The following is a 17,133-nucleotide window of genomic DNA, read 5'->3' as shown; positions in this document are numbered from 1 at the left end:
GCGGTTCATTAAAAATCCAAATTATGGCTTCCTCCAACTCCCCCAATTTCCCAAAACCCCCCCGCCGAGGCTCTCGCGAGTCTCGCAAACACACACCCAAAGCAAATACAAAAGGCCTTTATCAAAGAGCTTTCAAAGAAGCTTTTATAAAGCTAAACCCGCGGGTAATGGTGAAAAACCCAGTGATGTTTGTGGTGTGGGTAGGCACAATTGTGACTGCACTTTTAACAATAGATCCTACGCTTTTTGGCCCAGTTCCCGGCAACAATCAAGTAGTCTTCAACGGTTTAGTCACGTTCATTTTGTTCTTTACTTTGGTATTTGCTAATTTCGCGGAAGCGGTAGCAGAAGGCCGCGGGAAAGCGCAAGCAGATGCACTGCGATCGACCAAAGCCGACACCACAGCCCGCAAACTCCTACCAGACGGTTCAATTCAAGAAGTTAGTTCAACATCTTTGAGACGCGGCGACCAAATTAAAGTGATCGCAGGCGATGTCATTCCTTCCGACGGCGAAGTGATCGCGGGTGTCGCATCGGTGGACGAATCTGCGATCACCGGCGAATCCGCACCGGTGCTGAAGGAACCGGGTTCGGACATCGCCAGTTCGGTCACGGGCGGTACGCGCATCCTTTCTGACGAACTGACACTGCGGGTGATGGCCGACCCCGGTAAGGGCTTTTTGGACAGGATGATCGCGCTGGTGGAGGGCGCAGAACGCTCAAAAACGCCGAACGAGATCGCGCTGACGGTGCTGCTGGCGGTGCTGACTCTGGTGTTTTTGATTGTGGTGTCCACGATTCCGCCGATCGGCAATTATGTGAAAACTCCTGTGGGCGTGGTGACGCTGATTTCGCTGCTGGTGGCGCTGATCCCGACAACCATTGGCGGTTTGTTGAGCGCGATCGGCATTGCGGGGATGGATCGCGTCGCTCAGTTTAACGTGATAGCGACATCTGGACGCGCCGTTGAGGCTTGTGGTGACGTGAATACGCTGATTTTGGACAAAACGGGGACGATTACGCTGGGCAACCGTTTAGCCGAGGAATTCATTCCGGTAAACGGTCATTCGCTGCAACAAGTGGCGCAGGTAGCGCTGACTGCGAGTGTGTTTGACGACACGCCAGAGGGAAAGTCGATCGTCCGTTTGGCCGAAAAGTTGGGCGCAGTCGCCCAGTTCGATCGCACTAACGATCGAGGTGCCACCGGGCTTGATTTTTCCGCAAAAACGCGGATGTCGGGTACCGATTTACCCGATGGTACGGAGGTTCGCAAGGGCGCGGTGGATGCGGTGAAGGGTTTTGTGCGATCGCGCGGCGGCAATTTCGGCGTGGATCTCGATGAAGCTTACGAGCGGGTTTCGCGGTTGGGAGGCACGCCGTTAGCTGTTTGTCAAGGTAGCGACACCTACGGAATTATCTATTTGAAAGATGTGATTAAACCGGGAATTCGCGATCGGTTTGACCAACTCCGAAAAATGGGAATTCGCACCATCATGCTCACCGGAGATAACCGCATTACCGCCTCAGTAATTGCCGACGAAGCCGGGGTTGACGACTTCATAGCCGAAGCAACTCCAGAGGACAAAATCGAAGTAATTCGCAAGCAACAAGCCGAAGGCAAATTAGTAGCAATGACGGGAGATGGAACCAACGACGCACCCGCCCTAGCCCAAGCAAACGTCGGACTCGCAATGAATTCTGGAACCCAAGCAGCCAAAGAAGCCGCGAACATGGTGGACTTAGATTCTGACCCCACAAAACTCATTGACTTAGTAACAATCGGCAAACAATTGCTAATTACTCGCGGCGCGCTGACTACATTTTCGCTAGCCAACGACATCGCCAAATATTTTGCCATTATTCCGGCAATGTTTGCCCCAGTTGGCGCTTTAAACATCATGGGTTTAGCCAGTGGTCAATCAGCAGTTTTATCCGCATTAATTTACAATGCTTTAATTATTCCCGCCTTAATTCCCCTAGCATTAACCGGGGTAAAATTTCGACCACTGAGTGCCAATCAATTATTGCAGCGGAACATTTTAATCTACGGATTGGGCGGAGCAGTCGCGCCGTTTATCGCCATCAAAGTCATCGATGTGTTTATTGCTGCGATCGGGCTAGCATAGAGGTTCGGTAGCGAGCAGAGTACGAGATTTAATGGATAGAATAGATTTAGAGGTTCTGCCTCGACGCTCATCTGAAAACCACTCATTGCAAAATGACCTATGAATCCTCAACTTTTGGATAAACCAGTCAGTGAAAGCAACCAGTGCCTCACGCTTTATGATGTTAGCTGGGAGAAATTGGAAGCAATAGAAGCAGCTTTAGAAGATTTTCCAAATGTGCGGCTAGCCTACCTCTATGGAACCTTAGATATTATGTCTCCTCTTTCAGTAGAACATGAAGATGGTAAAAGCACTATCAGTCTCTTACTGCTGGCTTATTTTCAACACACAAACATCCGATTTTACAAGCGTGGTAGCAAGACTCTCGGCAGTATCCAACTAGGAGGAAGAAAAGAGCCTGATGAATCATTCAATCTGGAAACTAAGAAAGAGATTCCCGACATTGTAATAGAAGTAGTTGTCACCAGCGGCGGAGTAAATACTCTGGAAATCTACAGGCGAGTCAAGGTTCCCGAAGTATGGTTTTGGAAAAAAGGCAAGCTAGCCCTGTACCGTTTGCAAGACGAAGAATACAAACAAGTCGATCGCAGTGAATTGCTACCTGATTTGGATTTAACATTGTTCGTTCGTTGTGCCAATATCCCCGATCAATACGATGCTGTAGTTGAGTTTCGCAATCAACTGCGCGAGGGACAAGAGGAAGCATAATCAAAACATATTTGCTGCAATTTGTCAAGAAACATAATCGAAAAACAAGAGGAATTATGAAACGAAACGATTTGCTGAATGATATTTTGCCTAGAGATTTTCAAGACACCGTTGAGTTAGGACAAATGCTGTGGCAGCGCCACCCAATCCCGGTGCAGCTATTTCTAGTAATGTGCTTTAATTTGATAATAGCTCCCGCTGTGTATGCCGCTACAGATGAAAGTTTAACTAAAAAAGCTGCATGGGGTTTAAGCCTTTTGGGTTTAGTAATCATCGGACTCGCAGTTTATTTGTTTACGGTAATTTTCCAACCGGAAAGATTTTAGGTATAGCGTGTAGGGCGCGCCGACTCTGAGAAACCGGGTTTTTGACCTAATCTGTGCGCTAAAACGAAATATTTCGCGAAAAAACCCGGTTTCTGGCCCCCGCGTGTAAGTCCTTCTTCCTTCTTCCTTCTTCCTTCTTCCTTCTTCCTTAATTGAGGTAATTTATGAGAGAATTAATCAGAGCGATTCGCGTGACCTTAGTTTTGTGGGGAATCACCGCAATTATTTATCCTTTAATCGTGCTAGTAATCGGTCAAGTCGCCTTCAACTCGCAGGCTAACGGCAGCTTAATTACTAAGCAGGGAATTGTAGTCGGTTCATCCTTAATCGGTCAACCTTTCAGTTCGGACAAATATTTTTGGAGTCGCCCCACCACCACAAATTACAGCAGCTTTGCACCTACAGATTTCGATCCGACAAAAGCAGATAATTTAACTCAAAGAACGGGAGTTTCGGGAGCTAGCAACCTTGCACCCACTAACTCGGATTTGCTGAAGCGAGGTAATGAGAAAGATGGTTTTCAAGGCGTGGAAGTAGAAATAGCCCGCCTCAACCAAGCCGGCATCAAACCGACTGCAGATTTAGTCTACACCTCCGGCTCTGGGCTCGATCCGCACATTAGTGTAGAATCAGCTAGGGCGCAAGTTGAGCGTATAGCAAAAGTGCGATCGCTAAATCTCAATCAAGTAGAAATGTTGGTATCCAAAAATACAGACGGCAGATTTCTCGGCATTTTCGGCGAACCAGGAGTTAACGTCCTCAAACTGAATGTGGCTCTCGACGGTTTACAATAGTCATTAGTCATTAGTCATTAGTCATTAGTTAGTTGTTATTTGTTATTTCTGTCAACTGTCAACTGTCAACTGTCAACTGCCAACTGCCAACTGTCAACTGTCAACTGCTATGATTCACTCTAGCGAACTCCCAGACCATCCAGACGCGGTTTACATCCAACCCAACCACACTTATGATCGCACCCGCCGCCGGGGAAAGCACAAAATATTTATCGGGATGGCCCCCGGTGTCGGCAAAACTTTCCGAATGCTAGAAGAAGGCCACAGACTCAAACTTGAAGGAATTGATGTCGCCGTCGGACTGTTAGAAACTCACGGGCGAAAAGAGACAGCAGCTAAAGGCGAAGGACTCGAAATAGTACCGCGCAAACAAATGCTGCGTGGCGAAAAAATGCTCAACGAAATGGATACTGAGGCGGTGATTGAACGCCGCCCTCAACTAGCATTAGTAGACGAATTAGCTCATACAAATATTCCTGGTTCTCTCCGAGAAAAACGATATCAAGATGTCGAAGAAATTCTGAATGCTGGAATTGATGTTTTCTCCACGCTCAACATTCAGCATATAGAAAGTCTCAACGATTTAGTAGCTCGAATTACCGGAGTTGTCGTGCGAGAACGAGTGCCCGATCGCATCCTCGAAGCTGCTGACGAAATACTCGTTGTCGATGTGACGCCGGAAACTTTAGAAGAAAGGTTGTTAGAAGGCAAAATTTATGCTCCCGAAAAAATTGAACAATCATTAAAAAACTTTTTCCAGCGCCGTCATTTAATTGCTTTGCGAGAACTCGCCCTGCGAGAAGTCGCAGACAGTGTTGAAGATGACGCAGCAACATTAAAAGGTCAAGTTTGCAACATTCACGAACGAGTTTTAGTGTGCGTCTCGACTTATCCCAATTCCTTACAATTACTGCGGCGGGGCGCGAGGCTTGCTAACTACATGAATGCCCCGTTTTATGCTTTGTTTGTCGATCATCCAGATCGATTTTTAACAAAATCAGAAAGCTTGCACGTTGAAACTTGTGATAAACTCTGTAAAGAATTTAACGGGAAATTTTTGCGAGTAAACGGCAATAAAATAGCCAGAGCGATTTCGGATGTAGCGAAACAGTATCGGATTACTCAAATTGTGATCGGTGAAAGCCAGCAATCCCGCTGGAATTTGCTGCTGCGGGGCTCCTTGACTCAACAGTTAGTGCGATCGCTCAAACACGTAGATTTGCACATCATCGCTACCGAAAAAAATGGGGTTCCTAATTAGTCAGTTGACAGTTGACAGTTGTCAGTTGGTAGTTGTATTAGTAAGTCCACCTAATTAAACGTAAACGTAAAATACGGATCGCTCTCCAGCTTACTGTGTATATCTTCTCCCTTCTTCCTTATTCCTTATTCCTTCTTCCTTCTACTTAACAACTGTAACTTTCGGAGGATAGCAGACTCTAGCTGGTGGTGGATGCGCCAGAAGCTTTTAGCTGTCAAGATCGCACTTGTTAAACCAGCTCAAAAGTGCGATCGTCATGGTAGATCCTTACATTTTAAACTTGCTAGTGATTGGTATCCTCCTGCTCACAGTCACCTTGGGATCGGGATGGATTTCGCGATTGCCGGTATCTTATGCCTTAATTTATCTAATTGTCGGTATCGGATTGGGGCCCTACGGCGTCAAGCTGATTGAATTGCGCCCCGAAGCTCAATTTTTAGAAAGACTTACAGAATTTGTAGTGATTGTTTCTCTGTTCAGTTGCGGCTTAAAAATGAATCGCCCGCTGCAACTTTGGGCTTGGAATTCCACAGCGCGGCTGATCGGTTTTTTAATGCCAATTTCGATTTTTGCTGTGGCTGCGATCGCTCATTGGTTTGTGAAATTAGATTGGGGGCCTGCTATTTTATTGGGAGCAATTCTCGCTCCCACCGATCCAGTTTTAGCCTCAGAAGTTCAATTAGCTAATATAGACGATAGCGATGAATTGCGTTTTGGTTTAACATCGGAAGGTGGTTTAAACGATGCTTTATCTTTTCCCTTTGTTTACTTCGGCATTTATGCGATGAAAGATAACAATTGGTCGAACTGGTTTCCGCAGTGGGCAGCAGTTGACTTAATTTGGGCGATCGCCGCAGGTATCGTGATGGGCATTTTAGTAGCTAAAGCCGTCACCTGGATCGATCGCCAATTGCAACGCTACAGACCGGCCGACGAATTAATGGAAGATTTCATCGCTCTCAGCACAATTCTGCTCACCTATTCCCTCACAGAAGTAGTCAACGGCTACGGATTCCTCGCAGTTTTTGTAGCAGGAATTGTCGTGCAGCGCAGTTACCACGACCCCGAAAAACCGCTTTCCCAACTAAATTTTACCGAACGCATTGAAAAGTTGACAGAAGTAGCAACTCTTTTACTATTAGGTTCGCTCCTGCGCCTAGAACCTATGTTGGCATATGGCGGCTACTCGCTTTTAGTAGGTGGATTGTTAATTTTTTTGATTCGGCCTGTGGGAGCTTGGATTAGTACGATCGGCAGTCCTTTGCATCCCGCCAGCCGATTGCTGTTCGGTTGGTTCGGCATTCGTGGCGTCGGTTCTATCTATTATTTTACCTATGCTTTGGGTCACGGTTTGAAAGGCGAAACTGCCGAAAAAGTAGCCTGGATAACCTTTACAACTATCGTAATTTCTGTGATAGTACACGGCATTAGCGCCACCCCGTTAATGAACTGGTACGAGCGCCGAATTAAACCCAAAGTACCGGATTTAATTTAATTCAGTAAGGTGCGTGACTTTAATAGTCCTGGACGCAACTGTCACACAACAATCGACTTGTAGGGTGCGTCAGGCGAAGTTCTCTAATGGCGATCGGGAATTTCGGGAGCTGACGCACCTTACTATATAATCTAAAATCGACTTGTAGGGTGCGTCAGGCGAAGTTCTATAACGACACCGAAAGAAAAAAAGATTATAATTTTTTCGATAACTCTAATATAAACATTCGCGGAATCAAACATGGATCGATTTGAATTTCAGCTAGCAATGCTGCAAAAAGGAGCAGAGGAACTAGAGAAAAAAATAGCTAACTTCACAACAATTCTGATGCAATTAAAAACTGCGGCAATTACCATTTGGGTAGCCTTGATTGGTTGGGTTTTTACAAGCAAAATAGATGCGTTGGTTCCCCTAGGATACGTTATAATTTTTGGTTTTTGGTTTTTAGAAGCTACCTACTGGAAGGTGCAATTTTATTACCTGCAAAGAGTCAATGCAATTACCCAATTCTTGAATAATGAAAGCGCCTTAAATGAAAGTTTTAATACTCGCTCAATTCCTGAAGGTCTTGTTCACCCGCTCGGTTCATTAAAAACAATTAAAATGCCTTCTTTATGGAGAGCTATCTGCGCTCCATCAATCTATATTTTTTATACCTTTTTGTTTGTTGTTAATTCGATCGTTTGGTTAATAATTCTTAAAACAGCCCTCTAACTGGGTAAGATCCCAATGTGCGATCGATCGCACAATATCTTCCATCCCAACTAACTAAAAGTGTAAATTGGAGGTTCAATTTGCTTGCTACTCCAAAAAACGGTTGCTTTTTGTATGGTTTGGCTTAAGAGTTCGCCTGTTTTCTTCTCAATACTCTGTTGGTTATTTTCAAAACACAGATTTAGACTTTTATCGCATCATTCGTTTGTTTGCAGAGTTGTTATGCCGCCTTCTACCTACAGGGAGCATCTCATTTTTGTAAAAAGCATTTTTTCTTATAGTGCTGTCCTCGCTCGCGTATCGTATAATACGCGAGCGAGGACAGCACTATATAAATGCAAAGCTGAGATGCTCCCTACCTACATCTCCAATCGACTAATTTTTGTAACTCTGAATATAAAATATCTTTACCTCTTAAATCAGCGAGCCATCTTTTAGGAATTGCTTTCATTCCATCGCGTATTCCAGCTATCCCACCCGCCACACACGCCGTTGTATCTGTATCTCTACCCAGAGAGATAGCAGCTTTTACAACCTCTTCGTAAGTATTTTTTTTCATCGCCCATTTAGCAGAACGTAAAGTATCAACCACATAGCCACTTCCCTGCCCATCAATACTATCGTCAGGTCTTACTGCCCACATTAGTTCTGCATATTCATCTGAGTCTTGACCATAGATTTCTTTAATTTTGGTTACTGCCTCTTTCCAAGAATTGGCTTTTCCCTCTAAAGTGTACCTAGCCCACAAACAGTATAAAGCACAACATATTTGCGATCTAAGATGTCCATGAGTCACAACTGACTGTTGATGAGCATCGTTAACAAGTTGTTCATCACTACCTTTATGCCATAGTGCCAGCGGCAGAACTCTCATTAATGAACCATTGCCCTTGGCTTGTTCAGTTTGTCCAGCTATTGCTGCCTTAACTCCTAATCTTAGTTTTCTAATAGCTTGACCTGTTTGGATGCCAACATCAAACACATTGCCATCGACTGCCATATACCCAGTTTCATACCAATCAACTAATCTCGTGCCAAAATTGTCAATATCTAATCTTCCGCAATCTAGGAGGGAAGACAACAGAACAAGTGCTTGTGCCCCATCATCAGACCAGGTTCCAGGTGCGATAGTTTTATGCGATCGATCGAAATAGTCAGGTGGGGTAAATTCTATTTCCGATACAGGAGGAATTTCAGTTTGTGCATGAAACTCATAAGGTACACCAAGGGCATCACCTATCAATAGCCCATAAACACCTCCTTCTATTCTTTCTTTGAGCTTTACCATGAATTTATCCTAAGCGATCGTATCCTTATAGGAAACATAACAAAGTATTCTACAGAAAATTTAAGTACATCTACCCAACATAGGGCGATCGCACTAAAAGTTTCTAGATAACATACCCAATTCGATGTAATACCCCGAAAGTTTCTGGAGCGAACCCCATAAAAGCATATTATACAGAAAAATTTAGGAAGCAATTTAAAAGGAAACCCGTGTCAGGACAGTTGCCGCCCGAAGCGGTTGATGCTGATACCCACGATCGCGATCGCTCTTTCAAACCATATCAATATCTATGGAATCGCCAGCCAAATCGTTTCTATAAGCCTTTGGCGTAGTTTTAACCTGTTGGCGAAACACTCTGGTAAAATGACTCTGACTTTGAAAGCCGACTTGATGACAAATTTCCCTGTCGGGGCGACAAGTCGCCTATAACGCTGATAGAATAAGCCTCATAGCTCTTAAGCCTTGTTGATAATTAGGTAGTTTATGTGGGGACAAAGACATTAATTCAACAACAACCTGCCAATTACCAAACATCGAATCGACCCATGATTCACCCCAAAGTCCAATATAAAAAGTGCTATGACGTGCATATTTTCTGTGACTTTCTGTTTTTCTACTTAGATATTCTTGAACTTGTTTTGACTTAATTTTTATCCCTTGGATTATACTCTTCAAGTATGCTAGTGATAACAGAATTAATAATTTACTCAATCGCTCGCCCGTAAGATTAGTCCTTTCTAGGTTATATCCTCCACCCTTAAAGTCTCTAAACATTTCTTCAATTCCAAATCTTTTTGCATAAGCATCAACTGCTGCTTGTATATTTGCCAAGCTTGTCAGAATATACCAAGGTTCTTCTGTAGTAATATTTCGATATTTACCCAGCCACTTACCGGCTAAATTAAACCCCGTAATTGGTGCGGTTTTTCGGATTGTTACTTCTTGATTGAAAAAGCTATTTCCTGGCTCTAATCCTAGCATTTTTAGTTCAGTCCATAACTCTAATTCCGTCTTGATACAAACATTTTTTTTTAGTCGTAAACAGAAATCTACTTTCTTCTCCCTCAGCCAGTTTGCCAGGGTAACACTACAAAATTCACGATCTCCTAACACGAGCAATTTATAATCTGATAAGCCGGCGAATACTGGCGTTAATACTAATTGTTGATTTTCTAATGTGCTGTTCCCTTGTTTGTCAAGAACTTTCCAATAGATAGGAATAGCTCTTTTTCGCCAAATCATGCTGACCATCAAAATATTATTTGATTGCCATTTCGTTTTTGTCTATTGCTAAATATACAACCTTATTTTGTTTGACATTACCTTTGGTCCAACCAATCACCAGTGGCAACCAAATATTATCTAGACTCCATTCATCCTCCGATAAAAATCTCTGAATCTTTTTTCTTCTACTTTCAAATTTAATGGGCATCCCTAGTTTTGTTGCTATGCTTTCCAATGTAACTTCTTTAATCGATTGCACTACTTGAATCAATAAAATTGTCAATAAGTAATTAGAAGGTGTCAGCTTTTCTGACAAATGGGCATGATATAATTCTGGTATCATTTAATTGTTTTTGGGTAAGAAGCTTTCTTACTCTATCTTTTTCTAGGCAATTTGTCTAGGATTGCCTGACTGTCTGATTTTCAGGCAACCTGTCACCCCGTCAGCAAATTTCCACAAGAGTCAACTCCCGCCGCCGAAGCAACTGCTTTGCTCTCTCGATGCGACATTTCATCACATACTGATGGGGTGTACTCCTGTAGATTGCTTGAACAAACTCACAAAATAATGCGAACTAATCTGCACCGCACTACTCAGTTTTTCCAAGCTCAAATTACCATAGCAGGAATAATTGCAATATCGCCGCTGGCATAATCTACCTCTTGCCAACTTCCATTAAACATAAAACTCGCCCGAAAATCATTTTTAGCTATGATAATAAAGTGGTGTTCTAAATCAGTTTCCGGTATTTCGTCAGCAGGTTCTAGCTCGTAAATGAGATTCATCAAACCATCCCATCCCAATTCAAAGCTAGAAAGGAGGTGCAAATGCGGTGCAGGTTCGTTATCAGACACGGCAAGTCTCGACTTCAAGCGATAAACAAGGTTTGATCGTTCGGAATTTAGTCCACAGATTCAGAAGACTAAAGTCCCAACGATTTGAGATATTGCACCACGGCTAATAACTTTGGAAAGAGCGGGCGGGACGCCCATCCCACAATCACAATTAAAATTGTAAGTTATTTAATTTGCGCTCCTAATCTGATGGCGATGCGGTTGGTTTCACCCCAACTAATAAAGCGAGTTCGCGCCACTTCCAATAACAATCTACATCTGTAAAACCAATTTCTCTAAACCAGCGCAATTGCGTTTCCACATCGAGCAATTTATTAGACGGATCGTCGGGCGAATCGCTAATACCGAGCGCCTCTCGAAATTTCTCGTGTAAAGCCTTTGTTGGGGATGCTACGTGCTCCAAATTGCCAAAAATGCCTCCGGGTTCCAAAAGCTCGAAAATCTCGGTGTAAAGGTCAAATTTGCGATCGTCCTTTACGTGATGGATAGCAAAACTAGAAACGATCGCATCAAACTTGCCCAAATCCGGCAGCGGTTCGTCAAAATTGTGCTCGATTACCGTGACATTCTTATCATCAGCAAAGCGAATTCTGGCTTTTTCCAGCATTGTCGGCGAAAAGTCGATCGCCACACACTCAACATTCGGGCGATCGCACTTAAGCAAACCCAACAACCGTCCATCACCCGTACCTACATCCAGAATACGGCGCACAGTTTTCGGCACCTCCTCCAACAAAACCGCCTCACCCTCAGTGCGGTGAGGAATACCATCAGCCTTAGCCAGATACCACAAAGCGTGTTCCGCCGAGCCCCAAAGATTGACTTGACTCATAATTTTTTAACCCTCATAAATCTCGCCATTTTTGCGAGTAAAAATCCAGCTATTACCGTCAGCTTTCGCAATTAAATCATCATCGGGATAATTTGCTGAATCTCCCGGAGTGCGATCGCCAACTTCCAGATAAACAACAACAGCATTCGTGCGGTTAACCAAATGATGCCCATCAGCATCACCAGCCCGAAAACCCGCCGCCATACCCGGTTGCAGCACTTCCTCACCCGCATTAGAAATCAGAGTAATCTCCCCTTCCAAAACATAGACTAACTCATCTTGACGGCTGTGCCAATGTCTCAGAGCAGAACAACTTCCCGGCGCCAGCCGCACCAAATTCACCCCAAAATTCTGCAAACCCGCAGCATCGCCCAAGCGTTTTTTCACCCTTCCCACCACCGCAGATTGAAATTTCAGGGGATAATTCGAGCCTGTAATATCCGGCACATTTTCAGGATTGACAATCATAAAATACTCCTTCTAGCAGTTGTGACATCTCTCTCTTTTCTTGCTTCGCGTCCTTTGCGTCTTCGCGGTTCCTTCGTTTTAAATTCTAATCAGCCAGTGGATCAACCATACGACCCAGAAATAAGATACTATCCGATTGAGTGTCCCGAATCAGAAACATAAAAGGGCGATCGGCTCTAAACATTGGTGAAAGGCTCCTATCCTGCATCACAACTGCTGTAGCCGCCGCCGCCTCAGTCCCCTCCTCATTCACATCGACGAAAGCTTTGTGAATTACCGCTGAGATATACAGCCCTTGCTCATTACTTAGGTTAGATAAGTCAGTTTCCGCAGTTGTCATGCCAGTAAAGTCAGCCTTTTCCCTATCAAAAGCAAGCGGCATCCCCATCTCTGAAAGTGCTTGGTTGAGTTCAAACTCTGAAGTCAGCTTAAATTTAGGCAACCAAACTAATAACTCGCTCATTAGGGAGAGTGAAGATAGCCATTTCTTCAAGTTTTCGATTGTCAATTGCTGCTCCAACTGAGCCAACCCATCCAGCTTCCTTGGCAAGAGAATCACCATAGATAGCCGATCGCCCACATAAGGAAGTTCCAGCACTTCTAGGTCTTTTAGGGAAGCGTAGCGGAACGCTCCTTTCTGGTACATCATTAGCACATTAACCTGCCGATATGGTGCAATTGTAAAGGGTTCTTCCTTTGTGGAAATTGGCTCGAACTGACTTGCCCAGTTGCCTTTGAAATAGATAGCATTAGTCAAAACCAATCGTGTATCTTTGGTTAAAATCCCTGCACAAATTAGGTTTTGAATCTTCTCCTGAGTTTGTTGCGCCACCCAAGTGTTAATCGTCCAACGAGTCTCCTCAGTAGCTCCCATAAAGTCCACAAATGCTAGTGCAGCGTTGTAGTATTCTTGGGTAGTTTGAAGAAACACATCAAGGAAATGAAACCCCTGCTGTCCCCAAAGTCGATTAGCAGTGTTCAGTTGATAGCCGGAATTTTGACCCATATTGAGGTCAGCCATCAGTGCAGCAAAGGCTGGGTGCAGGTGCTTTTGTTTTAGCTGCAAGTGCAAAACATTGTCCATCTCCGAAGCTGTCTCGCTTCTAGCACCCGCATAAGTCATCGCCAGCGCTGTTGAGATGCTGTAGGGAGAGAAGAAAAGGTTTCCTTCTTCGTGGCGCAGTTTGTTATAAAGGTCGATCGCGAAAGCATTGTTGCCTTTCACCAAGATTGTCACATGATCTAAACTCTTTATTTTCATTGAATAAATTCTCCTTTTTTATGGTTCGTTCTTAGTGGGACAGGCGTCCCGTCTGTGATTGTGAGTGTTCCTTATTTCAAAGGTTTAAAATTAGTAGGATTTTCCCTAATCGGCTTAATAAAACGGCTGTTAGCCCGCACAAAACAATTACCCTTATCCGTTGAAATCGGCAACCCAGGTTTACCCTGAGAGTCAGCAATCATAATTTGATTAGCATTATTTCCAGTCACCGCTTGCAAGCGTTCTCCCAGACGAAAAGTAGTCACCACCGGCCACTGAGAAATATTGTGTTTATTTCTTTCAAACAAATCAGCAGGCGCATCAACGCCATCTACAGAAACCGATCGAAATCCCTGAGCCATAAGCCTAGATTAACCCCCAATCCTCAAACCAAAACCACCTCCAGAGACACAATGCTAATTTCTGCTTTCATCGATCGCAAAAAATCCTTAAATCCAGGCTCATCACAATTTTATACCCGCTGGCAGTCGCCCGTCAGCTTAATATCCCACCTCCGACAGTTTCCGCAACCCATTAAGAATGTGTTATATAATATTTAGATTCATTAAGAAATATTGCAAAAATGCTTCTTTCACCCTCTGGCGCCAGCAAACTCAAAGAATCTTTAAAAGAAAAAGTATTCTTTGGGAATGAGCCAACCCCCGAACTCATAGCCATCTTACTGATTTACTTCGTCCAAGGCATTCTCGGACTAGCTCGCTTAGCCGTCAGCTTCTTCCTGAAAGACGATCTTGGCATGACTCCGGCCGAAGTATCAGCAATGATGGGTGTTGTCGCCCTACCTTGGATTATCAAACCCTTGTTCGGCTTCATGTCGGACGGTTTGCCCATATTCGGCTACCGCAGACGACCTTACATCGTCCTCTCCGGGTTCTTGGGCACGTCAGCATGGGTGAGCCTCGCAACAATTGTACACACGCCACTGGCCGCCACAGGGGCGATCGCCCTGAGTTCCCTCTCCCTCGCCGTCAGCGACGTAATCGCCGACTCCCTCATAGTCGAAAGAGCTAGAAAAGAATCCGTCACCGACGCAGGTTCCCTGCAATCCTTATCCTGGGGCGCATCAGCCCTCGGCGGACTAATCACCGCCTACCTCAGCGGCTACCTGATGCAACACTTGGGCACCAACACCATTTTTTTAATTACCGCATCATTCCCCCTAATCGTATCAGCAACAGCCTGGTTAATTCACGAAGAAAAAGTAAACAAAAAAACCGACTTTGATACAGTAAAAAAACAATTCAAACAACTGCGGCAAGCTGTTACCCAAAAAACAATTTGGTTGCCCACCGCCTTTCTCTTCCTGTGGCAAGCCACCCCAAGCTCCGACTCAGCCTTCTTCTTCTTCACCACCAACGAACTAGGCTTTCAACCAGAATTTCTCGGTCGAGTGCGCCTCGTCACCAGCATTGCCTCCCTCCTCGGCATTTGGCTGTTTCAGCGATACCTAAAAGCAATTCCATTTAGAGTAATTTTCGGCTGGTCAACAGTAATTGCAACAGCCTTGGGAATGACTACATTATTATTAGTAACTCATGCCAACCGAGCATTAGGAATAGACGACCAGTGGTTCAGCATCGGAGACAGCCTGATCCTGACAGTAATCGGACAAATTGCCTATATGCCAGTGCTGGTACTCTCAGCGCGATTGTGTCCTCCCGGTGTCGAAGCCACATTATTTGCCGTGTTAATGTCAGTCACCAACTTAGCCGGACTTATTTCCCACGAAGGCGGTGCACTTTTGACCCACTTACTCGGAATTACCGATCGCAATTTCGACAACCTCTGGCTGCTAATAGTCATCACCAACCTCTCCACACTGCTACCCCTGCCATTCCTAAATTGGCTTCCCGCAGAAAATGCAGAAAGCAGCGACCAAAACAATCAAGAATCACTCCCCCTATTACAACCAGAACTAGGAGGTGCCAAACAAGGCGGACAGAACTTCATACCCGAATACTTTCCCGACTTAGTACCCACAGTCAGGTCAGAAAAACGCCGATCCGACTAACACAAATAAAGGAAGAAGGAAGAAAGAAGAAGGAAAATTGACTGCTAATATCTTTCTAGTTTGATTTAATCTCCTTTCATCTCCTTTTTTCTTACTTTCTTACTTTCTTACTTTCTCTCTGCGCCCTCTGCGGTTAAATCAATAAAAACTTATTCCACCAATGCAAAACTTACAAACTTCCCAACCCCAAACAGCAGCCCAAAAACCATCATACGATCGCACAGACTGGCAGCGCGGCTACGAATCCCAACCCAACGAATCCGACTACTGGATTGACGACATAGAAGGCGAAATCCCAGAAGGCTTACAAGGCACATTCTTTCGCAACGGGCCCGGATTGCTAGACGTTAACGGCCAGCGCATCCATCACCCCTTCGACGGCGACGGGATGGTTTGTGCGATCGCAATTTCCGAAAAACGCGCCCATTTCCGCAACAGATTCGTGCACACAGAAGGCTACCTCGCCGAACAAAAAGCCGGAAAAATCCTGCACCGAGGCGTTTTCGGCACACAGAAACCCGGAGGCTGGCTGGCCAACATATTTGATGTCAAAATCAAAAACATCGCCAACACCAACATCATTTATTGGGGCGACAAACTGCTAGCACTCTGGGAAGCAGCACAGCCCTACAGACTCGACCCCCGCACCCTAGAAACCCTCGGATTAGACACTCTAGACGGCATTTTGGAACCGGGCGAAGCCTTCGCCGCCCACCCCAGAATTGAAAAAGGGAAAAATGGAGCCGGAGACAGATTAATCAACTTTTCCGTCAAGCCCGGTTTGTCGAGTACAATTACCATTTACGAATTCGACGAAAGTGGCAAACTATTGCAGAAACACGCCCATGCAATCCCGGGTTTTGCTTTCTTGCACGACATGGTAATTACCCCGAATTACTGCATATTCTTCCAAAATCCCGTCAACTTCAATCCCCTACCATTCTTGTTAGGATTTCGGAGTGCGGCCCAGTGCATTCAATTTTCCCCAAACAAGCCAACCCAAGCAATTTTAATTCCCCGCAACGGCACCGACGAGGTAAAAGTATTAGAAACCGAACCTTGTTTTGTCTTCCACCACTGCAACGCATGGGAAGAAAACGGCGAAGTTTTTGTTGACTCAGTTTGCTACGATTCATTCCCAACCGTCGAGGCGGATGGCGATTTTCGCGAGCTTGATTTTGACACCATTCCAGCGGGGGAATTGTGGCGATTCAAGTTAAATTTGAACGAAAAAACTGTCAACCATCAAGTAATTGAAACTCGGTGCTGCGAGTTTCCGACTTTGCATCCCAACAACGTCGGACAACCTTACCGATATCTTTACATCGGTGCCGCCGATTCTCCGACGGGGAATGCTCCTTTGCAAGCTATTCTTAAAATGGATTTCCAGACAGGAGAGCAGCAAATTTGGAGTGCTGCGCCGCGCGGTTTTGCGGGGGAACCTGTCTTTGTTCCCCGTCCCGATGCTATGGCGGAGGATGACGGCTGGCTGCTAGTTTTGATGTATGATGCGGCTAATCATCGATCGACCTTAGCGATTTTAGATGCTAGCGACATCACCAAAGGCCCAGTAGCGCGCCTGCATTTAAAACAGCACATTCCCTACGGTTTGCACGGAAGTTTTACACCAAATGTACTGCTTCCTATGGATTCGTAGTTCGTAATAGTCGGCAATTAAAATCGCGAATAGACAAACAAAGTCCGCCTCTTACACGGTGCCCAGAAACCGGGTTTTTTACGAAAATACTT

The 17,133-nt window shown here is 44.9% G+C and carries 18 protein-coding genes and 1 pseudogene; 10 read left to right on the top strand and 9 right to left on the bottom strand.

The window, feature by feature from the left end:
• Positions 1-23: 23 nt before the first annotated feature.
• The 7 genes from kdpB (at position 24) to QUB52_RS07620 (ending at position 7,424) form a co-directional block, all read left to right on the top strand.
• Positions 24-2,126 carry a potassium-transporting ATPase subunit KdpB gene (kdpB, locus tag QUB52_RS07650; RefSeq protein WP_332972800.1) on the top strand — a complete coding sequence of 701 codons (2,103 nt, stop codon included), beginning with the start codon at positions 24-26 and terminating at the stop codon, positions 2,124-2,126.
• A gap of 99 nt (positions 2,127-2,225) precedes the next feature.
• Positions 2,226-2,834 carry a Uma2 family endonuclease gene (locus QUB52_RS07645; RefSeq protein WP_332966155.1) on the top strand — a complete coding sequence of 203 codons (609 nt, stop codon included), beginning with the start codon at positions 2,226-2,228 and terminating at the stop codon, positions 2,832-2,834.
• Between the two features lie 56 nt (positions 2,835-2,890).
• The gene (gene kdpF / locus QUB52_RS07640; protein WP_332966152.1) at positions 2,891-3,160 is read left to right on the top strand and encodes a K(+)-transporting ATPase subunit F; all 270 of its coding nucleotides are present in this window, start codon (positions 2,891-2,893) and stop codon (positions 3,158-3,160) included.
• Between the two features lie 164 nt (positions 3,161-3,324).
• Positions 3,325-3,954: a K(+)-transporting ATPase subunit C gene (gene kdpC / locus QUB52_RS07635; protein ID WP_332972799.1), complete on the top strand. Its 630-nt coding sequence runs from the start codon at positions 3,325-3,327 to the stop codon at positions 3,952-3,954.
• 109 nt (positions 3,955-4,063) lie between these two features.
• The gene (locus QUB52_RS07630; protein ID WP_332972798.1) at positions 4,064-5,215 is read left to right on the top strand and encodes a universal stress protein; all 1,152 of its coding nucleotides are present in this window, start codon (positions 4,064-4,066) and stop codon (positions 5,213-5,215) included.
• A 226-nt stretch (positions 5,216-5,441) separates the two neighbouring features.
• Positions 5,442-6,710, top strand: a complete 1,269-nt coding sequence (locus tag QUB52_RS07625) for a cation:proton antiporter (protein ID WP_332972797.1) — start codon at positions 5,442-5,444, stop codon at positions 6,708-6,710.
• Positions 6,711-6,950: 240 nt separating this feature from the next.
• Positions 6,951-7,424, top strand: a complete 474-nt coding sequence (locus tag QUB52_RS07620) for a hypothetical protein (protein ID WP_332972796.1) — start codon at positions 6,951-6,953, stop codon at positions 7,422-7,424.
• 355 nt (positions 7,425-7,779) lie between these two features.
• Here QUB52_RS07620 and QUB52_RS07615 read toward each other — a convergent pair whose 3' ends face one another.
• A complete protein-coding gene (locus QUB52_RS07615; protein WP_265239160.1) occupies positions 7,780-8,712 on the bottom strand; it encodes an ADP-ribosylglycohydrolase family protein in 933 nt (310 codons plus the stop codon).
• A gap of 209 nt (positions 8,713-8,921) precedes the next feature.
• On the opposite strand from QUB52_RS07615, the gene QUB52_RS07610 reads away from it, so the two are divergent.
• Positions 8,922-9,044, top strand: a complete 123-nt coding sequence (locus tag QUB52_RS07610) for a hypothetical protein (RefSeq protein WP_265239159.1) — start codon at positions 8,922-8,924, stop codon at positions 9,042-9,044.
• Between the two features lie 19 nt (positions 9,045-9,063).
• Here the strand turns inward: QUB52_RS07610 and QUB52_RS29215 are convergent.
• The 8 genes and pseudogenes from QUB52_RS29215 to QUB52_RS07575 all read right to left on the bottom strand — a co-directional run.
• A pseudogene (locus QUB52_RS29215) lies at positions 9,064-9,111 on the bottom strand (hypothetical protein); the annotation flags it as partial.
• A gap of 24 nt (positions 9,112-9,135) precedes the next feature.
• The gene (locus tag QUB52_RS07605) at positions 9,136-9,963 is read right to left on the bottom strand and encodes an IS4 family transposase (protein ID WP_332972794.1); all 828 of its coding nucleotides are present in this window, start codon (positions 9,961-9,963) and stop codon (positions 9,136-9,138) included.
• Between the two features lie 7 nt (positions 9,964-9,970).
• Positions 9,971-10,279, bottom strand: a complete 309-nt coding sequence (locus tag QUB52_RS07600) for a hypothetical protein (RefSeq protein WP_332972793.1) — start codon at positions 10,277-10,279, stop codon at positions 9,971-9,973.
• A gap of 266 nt (positions 10,280-10,545) precedes the next feature.
• Positions 10,546-10,791 (bottom strand): hypothetical protein, encoded by a 246-nt coding sequence (locus QUB52_RS07595; RefSeq protein WP_265238855.1) that lies wholly within the window; start codon positions 10,789-10,791, stop codon positions 10,546-10,548.
• A 181-nt stretch (positions 10,792-10,972) separates the two neighbouring features.
• Entirely contained in the window at positions 10,973-11,623 is a 651-nt protein-coding gene (locus QUB52_RS07590) for a class I SAM-dependent methyltransferase (protein WP_265238854.1), read from the bottom strand.
• 6 nt (positions 11,624-11,629) lie between these two features.
• Entirely contained in the window at positions 11,630-12,091 is a 462-nt protein-coding gene (locus QUB52_RS07585) for a cupin domain-containing protein (protein WP_265238853.1), read from the bottom strand.
• 85 nt (positions 12,092-12,176) lie between these two features.
• The gene (locus QUB52_RS07580; protein WP_332972792.1) at positions 12,177-13,352 is read right to left on the bottom strand and encodes a serpin family protein; all 1,176 of its coding nucleotides are present in this window, start codon (positions 13,350-13,352) and stop codon (positions 12,177-12,179) included.
• A gap of 71 nt (positions 13,353-13,423) precedes the next feature.
• Positions 13,424-13,714, bottom strand: coding sequence for a hypothetical protein (locus QUB52_RS07575; protein WP_332972791.1), 291 nt, complete (start codon positions 13,712-13,714; stop codon positions 13,424-13,426).
• 221 nt (positions 13,715-13,935) lie between these two features.
• Between QUB52_RS07575 and QUB52_RS07570 the strand changes: the two genes are divergently transcribed.
• Together QUB52_RS07570 and QUB52_RS07565 are read left to right on the top strand one after the other, a co-directional pair.
• The gene (locus QUB52_RS07570; protein WP_332972790.1) at positions 13,936-15,384 is read left to right on the top strand and encodes a folate/biopterin family MFS transporter; all 1,449 of its coding nucleotides are present in this window, start codon (positions 13,936-13,938) and stop codon (positions 15,382-15,384) included.
• Between the two features lie 160 nt (positions 15,385-15,544).
• A complete protein-coding gene (locus QUB52_RS07565) occupies positions 15,545-17,041 on the top strand; it encodes a carotenoid oxygenase family protein (protein WP_332972789.1) in 1,497 nt (498 codons plus the stop codon).
• Positions 17,042-17,133 lie beyond the last annotated feature (92 nt).

The sequence above is a fragment of the Microcoleus sp. A6-C6 genome, from assembly GCF_036705955.1.
GTDB lineage: Bacteria > Cyanobacteriota > Cyanobacteriia > Cyanobacteriales > Microcoleaceae > Microcoleus.
The sequence above is the reverse complement of the archived record's forward strand: the minus strand, read 5'-3'. Positions and strand labels throughout refer to the sequence as shown.

Coding starts and splice junctions, on each gene's coding strand:
- QUB52_RS07585 (WP_265238853.1), bottom strand. CDS start 12,091: ATGATTGTCAATCCTGAAAATGTGCCGGATATTACAGGCTCGAATTAT.
- QUB52_RS07620 (WP_332972796.1), top strand. CDS start 6,951: ATGGATCGATTTGAATTTCAGCTAGCAATGCTGCAAAAAGGAGCAGAG.
- QUB52_RS07570 (WP_332972790.1), top strand. CDS start 13,936: ATGCTTCTTTCACCCTCTGGCGCCAGCAAACTCAAAGAATCTTTAAAA.
- QUB52_RS07590 (WP_265238854.1), bottom strand. CDS start 11,623: ATGAGTCAAGTCAATCTTTGGGGCTCGGCGGAACACGCTTTGTGGTAT.
- QUB52_RS07575 (WP_332972791.1), bottom strand. CDS start 13,714: ATGGCTCAGGGATTTCGATCGGTTTCTGTAGATGGCGTTGATGCGCCT.
- QUB52_RS07615 (WP_265239160.1), bottom strand. CDS start 8,712: ATGGTAAAGCTCAAAGAAAGAATAGAAGGAGGTGTTTATGGGCTATTG.
- kdpF (WP_332966152.1), top strand. CDS start 2,891: ATGAAACGAAACGATTTGCTGAATGATATTTTGCCTAGAGATTTTCAA.
- QUB52_RS07630 (WP_332972798.1), top strand. CDS start 4,064: ATGATTCACTCTAGCGAACTCCCAGACCATCCAGACGCGGTTTACATC.
- QUB52_RS07605 (WP_332972794.1), bottom strand. CDS start 9,963: ATGGTCAGCATGATTTGGCGAAAAAGAGCTATTCCTATCTATTGGAAA.
- QUB52_RS07580 (WP_332972792.1), bottom strand. CDS start 13,352: ATGAAAATAAAGAGTTTAGATCATGTGACAATCTTGGTGAAAGGCAAC.
- QUB52_RS07645 (WP_332966155.1), top strand. CDS start 2,226: ATGAATCCTCAACTTTTGGATAAACCAGTCAGTGAAAGCAACCAGTGC.
- QUB52_RS07565 (WP_332972789.1), top strand. CDS start 15,545: ATGCAAAACTTACAAACTTCCCAACCCCAAACAGCAGCCCAAAAACCA.
- kdpB (WP_332972800.1), top strand. CDS start 24: ATGGCTTCCTCCAACTCCCCCAATTTCCCAAAACCCCCCCGCCGAGGC.
- QUB52_RS07600 (WP_332972793.1), bottom strand. CDS start 10,279: ATGATACCAGAATTATATCATGCCCATTTGTCAGAAAAGCTGACACCT.
- kdpC (WP_332972799.1), top strand. CDS start 3,325: ATGAGAGAATTAATCAGAGCGATTCGCGTGACCTTAGTTTTGTGGGGA.